This is a genomic window from Amycolatopsis sp. NBC_01480 (assembly GCF_036227205.1).
In the GTDB taxonomy this organism is placed as follows: domain Bacteria; phylum Actinomycetota; class Actinomycetes; order Mycobacteriales; family Pseudonocardiaceae; genus Amycolatopsis.
In genome coordinates this window covers 6,873,290-6,887,748 of sequence record NZ_CP109442.1, presented here as the reverse complement: position 1 = coordinate 6,887,748, position 14,459 = coordinate 6,873,290, and the positions used below count along the sequence as shown (strand labels likewise).

Genomic DNA, 14,459 nt, shown 5'->3' with positions numbered 1-14,459 from the left:
TGGCCTGCTGAGGGAAAATTCCCACCCAGCGGATCCGGGGTCGTTCGGAGTACCAGAGCTGCCCCATTTGCTGATAGCGTGCCCCGGACCTGAACGCGTGTCCGGTGGGAACCGGGGAGCAGAACGCGCACGGCGACTGAGGCGGATCGCATGCGAGACGATGTAGTCGAGGCGAGCGCGATGGCCGGGCATCCGCCCGACCAGGTGTGGCAGATCATCGGGTCGCCCGAGCTGTACCCGAGGTTCGTGCCGGCGATCAGCTGGTGCGAAGTAACCGAACCGGCCGCGCGCGGCCGCGGCCCACGATGCCTGATCCGGCTGGCCCCGGACCGCGAGACGCTGGTGGAGGGCACCATCCACGCGGTGGTGTACCGGCCGAACGAGCACGTGGTCTGGTGCGGGCTGCCCGACGAGCGCAACTGGGTCTCGTTCGAGCTGCGCGCGATCGAAGGCGGCCGCACGGAGATCGTGCTGCGCCTGATGCTTCCTTCCTTACCGCCGGAGCGCCGGGACTTCTTCTCCCGCTCCGCGGTCAAGAGCCTGCTCAAGGACCTGACGCGGCGGATCGACCAGCAGCTCGCGGGCGAGGCCGCCGACCCGCCCCCGCAGGACCGCGCGACCGCGCTGCGCACGGCGAACGTCCTGGTCCGCGCGGGCGTGATCGCCGCGGGACGGCCGGACAAGGTCGTCCGCCAGCTGAACTCGCTCTCGCAGTGGGGCGCCACCGTCGCCGGCGGTTACCTGGCCGCCACCGCGCGCGGCGCCGACGAGGTCGCGGTGCACGACGAGCGCAACACCCGCACCTTCCGCGAGATCGACGAGCGCAGCAACCGGCTGGCCAACGCGCTGGCCAAGCTCGGCGTCCGGGGCGGCCAGCGGGTGGCGCTGATGTGCCGCAACCACGCGGCGATGATCGAGGCGTTCGTCGGCTGCAGCAAGCTCGGCACCGACGTCATCCTGCTCAACACCGGCCTGTCCCCCAGCGCCGTGGAAGACGTGCTGGCCGACCACCGCCCCGCCGCGGTGCTGGCCGACGACGAGTTCGCGCGGACCATCTCCGACGTGCGCGGCGACTTCCCGCGCGTGAGCACCTGGGACGACGCGGATCAGGGCTACCGCACCGTCGAGGAGCTGATCCACGACACCCCGTCCACCAGACCGAAGCCGAGCGAGCGGCCCGGCCAGATCGTCGTGCTCACCTCCGGCACCACCGGGGCGCCGAAGGGCGCGCGCCGCCCCACGCCCAAGGGCCTCGGCACCGCCGCGACCATCCTGGCCCGGATCCCGTTGCGCGCCAGGGACAAGATCGCCGTCGCGGCGCCGATGTTCCACAGCTGGGGCCTGGCCGCGATGCAGGTCGGCATGGCGCTGCGCGCGGAGCTTTCGCTGATCCGCCGGTTCGACGCGGAGCAGACGCTGCGGATGATCGCCGAGCACCGGTGCGACGCGCTGTTCGCCGTGCCGATCATGCTGCAGCGCATCCAGGACCTCCCCGAGCGCGTGCGCAGCCGGTACGACCTGTCGTCACTGCGGATCGTGGCCAGCAGCGGCTCGGCGATGTCGGGCACCTTCGTGACCACGTTCATGGACACCTTCGGCGACATCCTCTACAACTTCTACGGCTCCACCGAGGTCTCCTGGGCGAGCATCGCCGACCCCGCCGACCTGCGCGCCGCGCCGACCACCGCGGGCCGCTGCCCGCCGGGCACCCGGATCGCCGTGCTGGACGAGGACCGCAAGCTCGTGCCGCCCGGCGACGAGGGCCAGATCTTCGTCGGCAACGACATGCTCTTCGACGGCTACACCAACGGTTCCAGCGTGCCGCGCGCGCAGGACCTGATGGCCACCGGCGACATCGGCTACACCGACGCCGGCGGACGGCTGTTCATCACCGGCCGCGCCGACGAGATGATCGTCTCCGGCGGCGAAAACGTGTTCCCGCGGCCGGTCGAGGAAGCGCTCGTCTCGCTGCCCGGGGTCTCCGACGCCGCGGTGGTGGGCGTGCCCGACGACGAGTACGGCCAGCGGCTCGCCGCGTACGTGGTGCTCCGCGACGGCGCGCGGATGCACGCCGAGGACGTGCAGCACTACATCCACCAGAAGCTCGCGCGCTTCGCCGTGCCGCGGGACGTGTTCTTCGTGACCGAGCTGCCGCGCAACGCGACCGGCAAGATCCTCAAGCGGCTGCTGAACGACGACATGTGGCCGGTTTCGCCCCAAACCTGATCACAGCTGTCCCGCGATCATCGTGACGCCGAGCGCGGCCATGGTGACGGCGATCAGCGCGTCCAAAACCCGCCACGCGCCCGGTCGCGCGAACACGCCCGCGAGCCGGCGCGCGCCGAAACCCAGTGCGCAGAACCAGAACGCGCTCGCCAGCACCGCGCCGACGCCGAACAGCCAGCGGCCGTCGCCGTGCCCCGCGGCCACCGAACCGAGCAGCAGCACGGTGTCCAGGTACACGTGCGGGTTCAGCCAGGTCAGCGCGAGGCAAGTGAACACGGTGCGGCGCAAGGACTTCACCTCGGTCGAGCCGGTGGTCAGCGCGCCCGGCCGGACCGCTCGGCGCGCGGCGAGGAAGCCGTACGCCAGCAGGAACAGCCCGCCGGCCACGCCGATCACGCCGACGGCGGCCGGCCAGCGGCCCAGCACGGCGCCGATCCCGCCGACCCCCGCGGCGATCAGCACCGCGTCCGACAGCGCGCAGACCAGCACGACCGGCACCACGGCGGCACCGCGCAGGCCTTGCTGGAGCACAAAGGTGTTCTGCGCGCCGATGGCGACGATCAGGGACAGGCTGGTGCCGAAACCGGCGGCGAGGACAGGAAGCACGCCGTCGAACGTAAGCGCGCCGCCCTTCATGAGGCCAGCTAAAGATTCTTACGTAGTATTAGCGATCGTGATGTCAGATCTGCCGCTCGACCAGGTCCGGACGCTGCTCGCCGTCGTCGACGAGGGCTCCTTCGACGCGGCTGCCGCGGCGCTGCACGTGACGCCGTCGGCGGTCAGCCAGCGGGTGAAAGCCCTGGAGCAGCGCACCGGGCGGGTGCTGGTCCAGCGGTCGAAACCGGTGCGGCTCACCGAGTCCGGCGCGGTGCTGGTGCGGTTCGCCCGCCAGCTCACGCGTCTGGAGGCCGACACCCGGGCGGAGCTGGGCCTGGCGGAGGCGGGCGCGCCGACGACGCTGCCGATCGCGGTCAACGCCGACTCGCTGGCCACCTGGTTCCTGCCCGCGCTCGCCGACCTGCCCGGCGACTTGCGGGTGTGCTTCGACCTGCGCAGCGACGACCAGGACCACACCGCCGCGCTGTTGCGGGAGGGACTGGTGATGGCGGCGGTGACGTCCGCGCCCCACCCGGTGCAGGGCTGCACGGCCACGCGGCTGGGCCGGATGCGGTACCGCGCCGTGGCGTCGCCGGAGTTCGCCGAACGCTGGCTCGGCGACGGCCCGCGCGCGCTCGTCGACGCGCCCGCCGTGCTGTTCGACCGCAAGGACGACCTTCAGGACCGCTTCCTGCGCGGCCTCACCCGCCGTCCCACCTCGGGTGGAACGCGGCATTACGTGCCCGCTTCGGAGTCGTTCGCCGAGGCAGTGGCCGCGGGGCTCGGCTGGGGCATGGTGCCCGAGGCCCAGCTGGCGCGCCGCGGCCCGCTGGTGGACCTGGCGCCGGACCGGCCGGTGGACGTGCCGCTGTACTGGCAGCAGTGGAAGCTGGACTCGCCGGCGCTGGCCGCGGTGGCCGCGGCCGTCACCCGCGCGGCGGCCCGGGCGCTGGCCCGCTGACCGACGTCCTCAGTGGACACTCCACCCCCGCGGACGGGCCTGCGGCGCGGGGTGGTTGGATCGCGCGGTGGAGAAGACGAGGTCCCCCGAACGGCTGGTGTTCTTCACCGATGCCGTCGCCGCCATCGCCCTGACCCTGCTGGTGCTGCCGCTTTCGGAGCTGGTGCCGGAGCTGAGCGCCGAGCACGCCGAGGCGATCCAGGTCTTCACTGACAACCAGTGGAAGATCTACACCTTCCTGCTGAGCTTCGCGGTCATCGCGCGCCTGTGGTACGCCCACCACCAGATCTTCGAGCACGTCCAGGCCTACAACACGGCACTGGTCTACCTGAACTTCGGCTGGATCTTCACGGTCGCCCTGCTGCCCTTCCCGACGCAGATCGTCGGCGGCTTCCAGACCAGCCGGTTCGCCGTGCTGTTCTACATCGGCACCATCCTGGTGAACAGCCTCTGCTACACCGCGATGGTGCTGGTCATCCGCCGCAGCCCCGAAGTCCGCGGCGACGCCCCGCCCGTCGACGACCAGGGGCTGATCAACTCCGTGCTGACCAGCTCGGCGTTCCTGGTGTCCTTCATCGTGGGCGCGATCTGGCCCCACCTCGGTTATTGGGCGCTGCTGTTGGTCGCGGCCGCGCAGTGGATCGCCCGCTGGATCAAGCCACGCTCAGCTGTGGCGAACGGGTCCTGACGGGTCGCTGCGTCCGGCTAACGGGTCCTGACGGGGTTCGGCGGTCCGGTTCCGGCAAACGGGTCCCCGCGGTCCGGTTCTGCCACCGGTCCGGCACTTCCGGTAATAAGTTGGCCTGTGCGGATGAGGCGAAGACCGACTGCACCAGGAGGATCCGTGGGCACCGTCGTGGAAATGCCGCTGGAAGACGGCAGCACCGTGCTGGTCGAGGTGGCCGAGGACGAGCAGCGCCTGCAGCGGGTCGGCCGGGCCGGCTCGGTGGTGCGCGACTCCGCCGAGACGCTCGAGGAGGCGTTGCGGCGGGTGAAACCGGCTGTCGCCACGGTGCTGCACCAGATCCGTGACCTGGCCACCCCGCCGGACACGGTGAAGATCGAGTTCGGCGTGAAGCTCACCGCCGAGGCCGGGGTGGTCATCGCGAAAGCGGCCACGGAGGCGAACTTCAAGCTGTCGCTGGAATGGTCCGCGGGCAAACGGCAGCCGGCCGAGCCAGCCGATCCGGCGCCACCCGCTCCACCCGCCTGAGCGCCCCACCGGACATCCGGGAATCACCGGCCGCGCTGGTCGCGGCCAAGGCGTTCGCCGCCGGGGTGCGCGCGCTCGTGCAGGCGCTGATGGTGCTGATCCTGTCCGCGATCCTCGGCCTCGGGCCGACCGCGGACCCGCTGCGGCTGCTGGCCATGGCAGGCCATCACCATGCCGTTGTCCTTCGGCTCCAACGCCCTCTATCCGGTGAACCTGATGCCCGGCCGGCTCAAGGTGCTCAGCCACGCCAACCCGCTGAGCTATCAGGTGGATGCCCTGCGCGGGTTGCTTATCGGCACACCGGCCAACCTCGGGCTGGACTTCGGCGTCTTAGTAGGTGCCTCTGCTATTGCGATCGGCGTAGCGTCGGCTCTGCTGGGAAGGTTGGCCCGATGAAAGAAACGTCTCACCCCACGCTCTTCTCACCCGGGCGGTTCTAGCGTGGCATCCGTGGCTCGCAGCAGGGGGATCGCCCCGTTTCTCGGATTGTGTGTGCTGGCCGGGATCCTGGTCGCCGGCACCATGGCGCCGGTCGCGATCGGCGCCGGTGTTCTGTCCAATCAGGTCAGCGATTCGGTCGACACCATTTCGGCCGATCTCGCGCACGCGGATCCGCCATTGGTGACAACGGTGACGGACCGGAATGGCGGCGCGATCGCGACTTTGTACTCGCAATACCGCGTTCCGGTCACCGCGGCACAGATCGCCACCACGATGAAGGCCGCGATCGTCGACATCGAAGACCGCCGCTTCTACACCGAGGGCGGCGTCGACCCGCAGGGCATGCTGCGCGCGGCGGTCAACAACAGCTCGGGCGGCAACGTCCAGGGCGCGTCGACGATCACCCAGCAGTACGTGAAGAACTACCTGATCAACGTGGTCGACCGCGGGAACAAGAACGCGCAGGCGCAGGACCGCGAGGACTCGCTGGCGCGCAAGCTGCGCGAGGCGAAGATGGCCGTGCAGGTGAGCCAGACCGTGTCGAAGGACGACGTGCTCGCCGATTACCTGAACGTGGTCGAGTTCAGCGGCACCGTCTACGGCATCGGCGCCGCCGCGCAAGCGTATTTCGGGACCACAGCGGACAAATTGACCGTGCCGCAGGCCGCGCTGCTCGCCGGGATGGTGAACAACCCGAGCGTCTACAACCCGTACAGCCATCCGGACCAGGCGCTCAAACGCCGCAACGTGGTCATCGACTCCATGGTGACCGCGCACTCGCTGCCCGCGGCCTACGCGGCCACGGCGAAGGCGACCCCGCTGGGCGTGGTCGGCACCCAACCGCAGACGCCGCCGAGCACCTGCATGGGCGCGGCGCCGGACGCCGGGTTCTTCTGCACGTACGCGGTGAACTACCTGGAGAAGGCCGGCCTCACCGCCGACCAGATCGACACCGGCGGCTACGTCATCAAGACCTCGATGGACCCGCACGTGAGCCAGGTGGTGAAGGACGCGGTCGACGCGAACGTGCCGACCACGCAGGACGGCGTCGCCAACACCTTCGCCGTGATCCAGCCGGGCAGCAGCCAGCACCAGGTGCTCGCGATGGTGGCGAACCGCAACTACGGCACGGACCCGGCGCAGGGCGAGACCTCCACCGACATCGTGGCCGACGCCAGCAACAAGTTCGGCGCGGGCTCCTCGTTCAAGATCTTCACCACGGCCGCCGCGATGGTGGCGGGCAAGGCCGGGCTGAACACCCCGCTGCCCAACCCGATGAGCAACTGCTTCACCCCGCCGAACGCGAACCAGTACACCCACTGCTACCCGGTCAGCAACGACGGCACCAACTACCCGGACCCGATCTCGGTCGCGAACGGGCTGGCCACCTCGCCGAACGTCGCGTTCGTCGGCCTGGAGAGCCAGGTCGGCATGCCCGCGGTGCTGGACATGGCGCGGAAACTGGGGCTGCGCAACACCCTGGCGACCAACGACGCGGGCAACCCGCCGATCACCGACCCCGGCAACGCGCTGTCGAAGAACCCGCAGTACAACCAGCCGCAGTCGTCGTACTTCCAGAACCTGCTGTCGTTCACGCTCGGCAACAGCCCGGTCAGCCCGCTGGAGATGGCGAACGTGTCGGCCACGCTGATGAGCGGCGGCACCTGGTGCACGCCGGACCCGATCCTGTCGGTGACCGACCGGAACGGGCAGCCGGTGCCGGTCCAGCAGCCGGCCTGCGAGCAGGTGATCCCGCAGGGCGTCGCGGCCACGCTGGAGTCCGGGCTCAGCCAGGACACCACCATCGGCACCTCGGCCAGCGCGGCGCGCAACGCCGGCTGGACCCGGCCCGACATCGGCAAGACCGGGACCACGCAGCAGAGCGAGTCGGTCGCGTTCGTCGGCGGGGTGGACAACTACGCGGTGTCCTCGATGGTCTTCGCCGACGGCCCGCACCCGGCGGAGATCTGCCCGGGCACCCCGGTGCACCTCGGCAACTGCGGGCACGGCGCGTTCGGTGGCACGGTCGCCGCGCCGCCGTACTTCAGCTCGATGAGCAACCTGCTGGCCGGCCAGCCCGACATCCCGATCCCGCCGCCGGACCCGGCCTACCTCGACGCCCGCTCCTGAGCCCGGCCCGCCACTCCCCTCGCCGCCCGGCGGCGGGAGTGGCGGCGCTCCCCCGGAACCCGCTGGTCACGCTTGCATCCCGGTCGATCCGCGTGGTTGACGAGGTTTCGGCCATCGTGTGACCATCGGGTATCCGATGGCCGATTTCTGGGGGAGTGAGGCCATGAACAACTTCCTGGCGCGCCGGCGAAGACTGCCGGCCGAACCGTCGTCCGCGGAGCTCGACGCCGGGCGCAGGTGGCTGCGCCGGCACGGGGTCGAGGTGGACCGGCCGACGCGGCTGCTGTCCATCCGGATCGCGGCCCACCTCGCGCCCGGCACGTGGCTCCGCACATTTCCGGTGTACGCGGTACTCGCCGTCGTGGGCACCCTGGCGTATCTGAGCCTGGAGTGGCTGCCGGGCGTGCGCAGGGAGGAGATGACCGAGAGCGTCCCGATGTTCTTCATCTACGCCGCCATCCAGGTCGGGCTGTGGCGGGCCCGCCGGCTCCGCGAGCGCAATCTCGTCGAGCTGGTGCCCCATCCCCTCACCGGTGTCGCCCGGCCGACGGGAGTGGTCGACGGCTGGTACGTCGCGACGGCGGCCGTCACCTTCGCCGGCGGGGCCGCGCTGGCGGTGTCGATGTTCGCCGCCGGGGCGCGGACGTACGCGTGGAGCTGGCTCGGCCTGCTCGCGGTGGGCGCGATCTGCACCGGCGTAGTGCTGCGCAGCACGCTGCGCCAGCCGGTGCTCGCCGAAGACGACGGCTCCCTCGCCGCGGACGGACTGCTGCGCCGCGAGGCGATCCTGGCCAGCACACCCGCGATCTACTCGGTGCCGGTGATCTTCGACGTCATCAACGAAGGCCGCCAGCCGCACGCCTTCACCGGGCTGATCGTCGGCTACGTGGCACTGTGCCTCGCGCTCCAGGCCGCGGTGATCATCGCGCAACAGCGGCGGAAGCTGCCACCAGGCCATTACGGCACAACGGAAACCGCACCCGTCCCGGTCACCACAACGGGCGACAACGTGTGGAAACCACCCGCCACGGACTGAGCGTTGTTGCGTCTTCCTGACGATCGTAAACTGTATTACAGTGGCGTTCTGGTGCCGGACTGCACCGGAAGCGAGGTTTACCGTGCCGCTCTCGCCCAGTGCCCACGTGGACACCTTCTGCCGGGACAACCTGCCGCCCGCCGGACAGTGGCCGGAGCTGGTCTTCGACCTGCCCGAGCTGGCCTACCCCGCACGTCTCAATGCCGCGACCCGGCTGCTGGACGGCGCCGGCGCGCGCTGGGGCGCCGAGCGTCGCGCGGTGTTGTCCGCGGACACCACGTGGACGTACGGCGAGCTGCTGGCCCACGCGAACCAGGTGGCCGGGACGCTGGCCGGGCTGGGCGTGGTGCCCGGCAACCGGGTGCTGCTGCGCGGGCCGAACACCCCGTGGCTGGCCGCGTGCTGGCTGGGCGTGCTGAAGGCGGGCGCGGTCGCCGTCACGACCATGCCGATGCTGCGCGCGCACGAGCTGACGAAGATCATCGAGGCCGCCTCGCCGGCGCTCGCGCTGTCCGATCACCGCTATACCGGGGAATTGCAGACGTTCGACCTGCCCGTGCTCGCGTACGGCGGTGACTCGCCCGAGGACCTCGCCGCCCGCTGTGCCGGGCAGCCGCCGACGTTCGACGACGTGGCCACGGCCGCCGACGACGTGGCGATCCTGGCGTTCACCTCGGGCACCACCGGCCGCCCGAAGGCGACCATGCACTTCCACCGCGACCTGATCGCCATCGCGGACACCTTCTCGCGGCACGTGGTGAAGCCGGAGCCGGACGACCTGTTCACCGGCACCCCGCCGCTGGCGTTCACCTTCGGGCTCGGCGGCCTGCTGGTGTTCCCGCTGCACGCGGGCGCGGCCACGCTGCTGGTCGAGCGGGCCACTCCCCTGGAGCTGGCCGAGCTGGCGGCCGCGCACGGCGTCACGGTGCTGTTCACCGCGCCCACCGCGTACCGCGCGATCCTGGCTTCCGATCGAAAGCCGTTGCTGCGCGGGCTGCGGCGCGCGGTGTCGGCGGGCGAGGCGCTGCCGGCCGCGGTGGCCACCGACTTCCACGAAGCGACCGGGCATTGGCTGATCGACGGCATCGGCAGCACCGAGATGCTGCACGTCTTCATCTCCGCCGCCGACGGCGACGCGCGCCCGGGCTCCACCGGCCGCGTCGTGCCGGGCTACCGCGCCCGCATCGTCGACGAGGACGGCCACCCGGTCCCGGACGGCACCGCGGGCCGGCTCGCGGTGCAGGGCCCCACCGGCTGCCGCTACCTCGCCGACGACCGCCAGTCCGTGTTCGTGCAGGACGGCTGGAACCTCACCGGCGACACCTACACCCGCGACGAGGACGGCTACTTCCACTACCGCGCCCGCAGCGACGACATGATCGTGTCCTCGGGCTACAACATCGCCGGCCCCGAAGTCGAGGAAGTACTGCTGCGCCACCCGGACGTCATGGAGTGCGCGGTGGTCGCCGCCCCGGACGAGGCCCGCGGCTCGGTGGTGGCCGCGTACGTCGTGCTGCGCGAGGGTGTCACGCCATCGCCCGCCAAGGCCACGGAACTGCAGGACTTCGCGAAATCCCTTGCCGCGCCGTACAAATACCCGCGGCGGCTGGAGTTCGTCGAGGCCCTGCCCCGGAATCCGACCGGCAAGGTGCAGCGCTACCTGCTGCGCCGCCGCGCGGCCGGGGTGCCGAGCCCGTCAGTGTGACGACGGGACCGGCAGGTTCCAGCCCAGGGTCACCACAGTGCCGTCCGCGCCGGGGGTGATCTCCGCGGCGTCCGCGCTCGCGCGCAGCAGCATCAACCCGCGCCCGCGCAAGGACACCCGGGCCGAGTCGGCCACCGGCGGGCGCCACTGGCCGTGGTCGGTGATCACGACCTCGACGCGGCCGCCGTCCAGCGAGGCCTCCAGGTCCACCAGGCCGCCGTGGTTGTTCTGGTACGCGTGGTCCGCGACGTTCGCCAGCGCCTCGTATCCGGCCAGCGCGATGTCCTGGGCCAGGTCCGGCTCGATGCCGGCCGCCAGCGCCCACGCCGTGAGCCGGTGGCGCAGAGTGCGCAGGGCGCGGGGCTCGGCCGGCACGCCGTCGCAGCGCAAGGGCGCGACCGGCAAGGCGCCGTCGTCGGTCACCGGCACGCTCACTCCCCCGTTCCCGGGGTGGCGGCCAGCGCCTCGTCGACCGAGCCGAACAGCCCGATCCAGGTGTCCAGGCCGGTGCTGGTGAACGGCCTCGACGTGACGGTCGAGGTGGTGACCGCCCGCAGGCCGCGCTCGCCGAGCCGCCGGTGGGCGCCCGCGAGCACCTGCAGGCCGGCCGAGCTGAGGAACGAGACCGCGCACAGGTCGACCACCAGCACCGCCGGGCCCTGGTCCACGACGCCGGCCACGACCTCGTCGAATTCCGGCGCGGTGACCAGGTCGATCTCACCCGCCACGGCCACCACCGCCGCGTCACCGCGCCAGCGCACGGTGACCTGGAGCTCGCCGCTGTCCGGGCGGGCGGCGGGAATATCCCGGGAAGACATCACGAATGTCAATCGTGCAGCAACAACCGCGCGCACGCCACCGGCTCAGCGGGGCAACTTGACGACGGTGACCCAGAAATCGTCGATCTGGCGGACGACCTCGACAAACCGGTCGAAGTCCACCGGCTTGGTCACGTACGCGTTGGCGTGCAGGTCGTAGCTGCGCAGGATGTCCTCCTCGGCCTCGGAGGTGGTCAGCACCACCACCGGGATGCAGCGCAGCTCGGGCGCGGCCTTGACCTCGGCCAGCACCTCGCGCCCGTCCTTGCGGGGCAGGTTCAGGTCCAGCAGGACCAGCCCGGGCCGCGGCGCGTCGGCGTACGGGTCCTCCTGGCGCAGGAACTGCAGCGCCTCGACGCCGTCGGACACCACGTACAGCGGGTTGCGGATCTTGTGGTGCTCGAACGCCTCCCGCGTCATCAGCACGTCGCCGGGATCGTCCTCGACGAGCAGGATGTCGATCGGGCCGAAGCTCTCGGTCATGCGTCCTCTTTCCGGCTCCCGGGCAATGAGTCCACTGTGGACTTCTGGGCCACCACGGGCAGGGTGAAGCGGAAGCGGCTGCCCCCGGTGTACGCGGTGTCCAGCCAGATCCGCCCGCCGTGGTGCTCGACGATCCTGCGGCACATGGCCAGCCCGATGCCGGTCCCGGCGTAGGCGGTCTTGCTGTGCAGCCGCTGGAAGATCACGAAGATGCGGTCGGCGTACTGCTCTTCGATGCCGATTCCGTTGTCAGTGACGGAAAACAGCCACACGGCACCGTCGCGCTCGGCTTCGACGCGGACCACGGGCGGCTCGTCGTCGTGGAACTTCAGCGCGTTGTTCACCAGGTTCTGCAGCACCGCGGTGAGGAGCGACTCCTCGCCGCGCACCTCGGGCAGCTCGCCGCGCTCGACCCGGGCGCCGGCCTCCTCGAGCACCGCCGCGAGGTTGGCGAGCGCCTGGTCGAGCAGCCGGCCCGAGTCGAGGACCACCGGCTCGCCGGTGCGCCGGCCGACGCGGGAGAACGAGAGCAGGTCGTTGATCAGGCTCTGCATCCGCTTCGCGCCGTCGACGGCGAAGGCGATGTACTGCTCGCCACGCTCGTCCAGCTGCCTTTTGTACCGGCGTTCCAGCAGTTGGCAGAAGCTCGCCACCTTGCGCAGCGGCTCCTGCAAGTCGTGTGAGGCGACGTACGCGAACTGCTCCAGGTCGGAGTTGGATCGCTCCAGCGCCTGGGTCCGGACGTCGAGCAGGGCGTGTGCGCGCTCCAGTGCACTGACCTCGTCGACGATCCGCTGCCGCATCGCCTCGACGTCCGCGCCCAGCTTCACCAGCTCACGCGGCCCGCTGCCGAGCACGGGGTGGTGCAGGTCGTCGTCCGAGACCACGCGCACCTCCTCGGCCAGCCGCGTGATCGGCCGGGTGATGGTGCGGCGCAGCCACAGGTAGAGCAGCACGAACAGGAGCACCACCAGCACGGTGATCACGGCCAGCGCCACGGTGAGCACCTGGGACGCGCCGTTCAGCGCGTCACGGCCGGTGTCGCGGGCGGCCGACAGGTGCGCGTTCAGCGTCGCCAGGCTCGCGCGGACCTGGTCGAACAGCGTCTTGCCGCGGTCCGCCTGCGAGGGTGACGGCCGGTCGGAGCCGACCAGGCCGGGCGCGGCGGCCACGTCCTGCCAGGCTTTCGCCGCCCGGAGCACGCCTTCGAGGTCGTTGCCGGTCTCCGTGCCCGGTGTCGCGCCGAGGCCGCGCATCGCCTCCGCCGCGTCGGTCTGGGCCTGCCGGCCGTCGATGTAGGGCTGGAGGAAATCGCGCTGCCCGGTCAGCAGGTACCCGCGGATGCCGGTCTCCTGGTTGAGCAGCGACTGCGCCAAAGCGTTGGCCTGCAACAGTTGTGGCCCGGTCTCGTCCAGCAGCCGGGTGCGGGCGCCGTTCAGGTTGGTGAGCGCGACCCCGCCGCCGGCGAGCGCCGCGAGCAGCAGCACGGCCTCGGTCATGGCGATCAGCGTGACCCAGCGGCGGATCGGCCACGACGATTCCGCGCCCCCGTTCATCCGCCCGCCTCCGGAACGTGCGTGAGCATGGCGAGGGCGACGTCGTCGTCGAGGGCGCCCGCGTTCAGCTCCTCGACGCGGGTGATCAGCCGGTCCAGCACCACGCCGCGGTCGGCATCCGGACCGGCCTCGCGCAGCAGCCGCAGGAGCAGCTCCGCCATCTTCTCGTGGCCCAGGCGCGCCGGGCCCTCGCCGACCCGGCCCTCGAAGACCCCGTCGGTGTAGAGCAGCAGCGACCAGCCCGGCTCCAGCGCCACGTCGAGGGGATCCCACCGCGCGTCCGGGATCAGGCCGAGCGGCACGCCCAGCTTCTCCCCTGGCAGCAGGTGCCCGCCGCCGTCGCGCGTGGCGACCAGCGGCGGCGGGTGCCCGGCCAGGCTCATCCGGAGCGAATCGCGGCCGGGCGCGACCTCGACCATGCACAGCGTCGCGAACAGCGGCCGGATCCGCTCGTGGACCAGCACCCGCTCGACGGTGGCCAGCACCTCGGCCGTCGGCAGCCCGGCCAGCACCAGCGCGCGCCAGGCGATGCGCAACGCGACGCCCAGCGCCGCCTCGTCCGGGCCGTGGCCGCAGACGTCGCCGATCACCAGCTGCACCCGGCCGTCGGGCAGCTCGATGGCGTCGTAGAAATCCCCGCCGAGCAGCGAGCCGTTGCGGCCGGGCCGGTACTTCGCGGCCAGGCTCAGGTGGCGGTCGGCGAGCAACGGCGTCGGCAGCAGCCCGCGCTCCAGGCGCGCGTTCTCACTGGCCAGCAGCTGCTGCTGGAGCAGTTGCTGCTCCGCCAATTCGGCGCGCTTGCGCTCCCAGGCGTAGCGCAGCGCCTTGCCCAGCAACGGCCCGTCGACCTGGCCCTTGCCCAGGTAGTCCTGGGCGCCGGCGGCGACCGCCGCGACCCCGGTGGCCTCGTCGTCCTGGCCGGTCAGCACCACCACGGCGGTGCCGGGCGTGTGCCGTAGCAGCCGGGTCAGCCCGGTCAGCCCCATCGCGTCCGGCAGCTGCAGGTCCAGCAGCACGCAGTCGACGGCGACCGGCCCGGCCAGCGCCCCGGCCAGCGTCCGCACCCGCGCGAGCGTGGTGGCGAGCTTCGCGTCGGCGAGCATCTCCTCGACCAGGAGCGCGTCGCCGTCGTCGTCCTCGATCAGCAGCACCCGCAGCCGGAAGCCCGGGGCGCCCAGACGGTCGGCGGACATCATCGGCGTGGTATCCCGCTCTACTGTGTTCCACAGAGCATCGTTCGACAGAACATCCAGCCTTTCCGGACCATGCCCTGTCCCGTCAACCTCAGCTCAG

13 protein-coding genes and 1 pseudogene are annotated in these 14,459 nt (G+C 71.3%); 8 read left to right on the top strand and 6 right to left on the bottom strand.

Going from position 1 to position 14,459, the window contains the following annotated elements; translation table 11 throughout:
• The first annotated feature begins 150 nt into the window (after positions 1–150).
• Complete coding sequence (locus tag OG371_RS32820; protein WP_329059463.1) at positions 151–2,226, top strand: AMP-binding protein; 2,076 nt, start codon at positions 151–153, stop codon at positions 2,224–2,226.
• On the opposite strand, the gene OG371_RS32815 is transcribed toward OG371_RS32820, so the two are convergent.
• Entirely contained in the window at positions 2,227–2,862 is a 636-nt protein-coding gene (locus tag OG371_RS32815) for a LysE/ArgO family amino acid transporter (RefSeq protein ID WP_329059462.1), read from the bottom strand. It abuts the gene before it with no gap.
• Positions 2,863–2,902: 40 nt separating this feature from the next.
• Between OG371_RS32815 and OG371_RS32810 the strand changes: the two genes are divergently transcribed.
• The 7 genes and pseudogenes from OG371_RS32810 to OG371_RS32780 all read left to right on the top strand — a co-directional run bounded on the left by OG371_RS32810 (position 2,903) and on the right by OG371_RS32780 (position 10,309).
• On the top strand, positions 2,903–3,784 hold the full coding sequence (locus tag OG371_RS32810; protein ID WP_442876193.1) for a LysR family transcriptional regulator ArgP: 882 nt from the start codon (positions 2,903–2,905) through the stop codon (positions 3,782–3,784).
• 67 nt (positions 3,785–3,851) lie between these two features.
• Positions 3,852–4,472 (top strand): TMEM175 family protein, encoded by a 621-nt coding sequence (locus tag OG371_RS32805; protein ID WP_329059459.1) that lies wholly within the window; start codon positions 3,852–3,854, stop codon positions 4,470–4,472.
• 156 nt (positions 4,473–4,628) lie between these two features.
• Entirely contained in the window at positions 4,629–4,997 is a 369-nt protein-coding gene (locus OG371_RS32800) for a CU044_2847 family protein (protein WP_329059458.1), read from the top strand.
• A gap of 29 nt (positions 4,998–5,026) precedes the next feature.
• A pseudogene (locus OG371_RS32795) lies at positions 5,027–5,393 on the top strand (ABC transporter permease); the annotation flags it as partial.
• Between the two features lie 45 nt (positions 5,394–5,438).
• The gene (locus OG371_RS32790) at positions 5,439–7,568 is read left to right on the top strand and encodes a transglycosylase domain-containing protein (protein WP_442876012.1); all 2,130 of its coding nucleotides are present in this window, start codon (positions 5,439–5,441) and stop codon (positions 7,566–7,568) included.
• Positions 7,569–7,731: 163 nt separating this feature from the next.
• On the top strand, positions 7,732–8,604 hold the full coding sequence (locus tag OG371_RS32785) for a hypothetical protein (protein ID WP_329059457.1): 873 nt from the start codon (positions 7,732–7,734) through the stop codon (positions 8,602–8,604).
• Positions 8,605–8,686: 82 nt separating this feature from the next.
• Entirely contained in the window at positions 8,687–10,309 is a 1,623-nt protein-coding gene (locus OG371_RS32780) for an AMP-binding protein (protein WP_329059455.1), read from the top strand.
• Here the strand turns inward: OG371_RS32780 and OG371_RS32775 are convergent.
• The 5 genes from OG371_RS32775 to OG371_RS32755 are packed head-to-tail and all read right to left on the bottom strand — an operon-like array spanning position 10,301 to position 14,359.
• Complete coding sequence (locus OG371_RS32775; protein ID WP_329059454.1) at positions 10,301–10,738, bottom strand: ATP-binding protein; 438 nt, start codon at positions 10,736–10,738, stop codon at positions 10,301–10,303. The two genes, OG371_RS32780 and OG371_RS32775, sit on opposite strands and share 9 nt — an antisense overlap.
• Before the next feature lie 2 nt (positions 10,739–10,740).
• Positions 10,741–11,127, bottom strand: coding sequence for an STAS domain-containing protein (locus OG371_RS32770; protein WP_329073339.1), 387 nt, complete (start codon positions 11,125–11,127; stop codon positions 10,741–10,743).
• A gap of 45 nt (positions 11,128–11,172) precedes the next feature.
• Entirely contained in the window at positions 11,173–11,610 is a 438-nt protein-coding gene (locus OG371_RS32765) for a response regulator (protein WP_329059452.1), read from the bottom strand.
• Complete coding sequence (locus tag OG371_RS32760; RefSeq protein WP_329059451.1) at positions 11,607–13,166, bottom strand: sensor histidine kinase; 1,560 nt, start codon at positions 13,164–13,166, stop codon at positions 11,607–11,609. The genes OG371_RS32765 and OG371_RS32760 overlap by 4 nt, the downstream gene beginning before the upstream one ends.
• Positions 13,163–14,359, bottom strand: coding sequence for a PP2C family protein-serine/threonine phosphatase (locus OG371_RS32755; protein ID WP_329059449.1), 1,197 nt, complete (start codon positions 14,357–14,359; stop codon positions 13,163–13,165). The genes OG371_RS32760 and OG371_RS32755 overlap by 4 nt, the downstream gene beginning before the upstream one ends.
• Positions 14,360–14,459 lie beyond the last annotated feature (100 nt).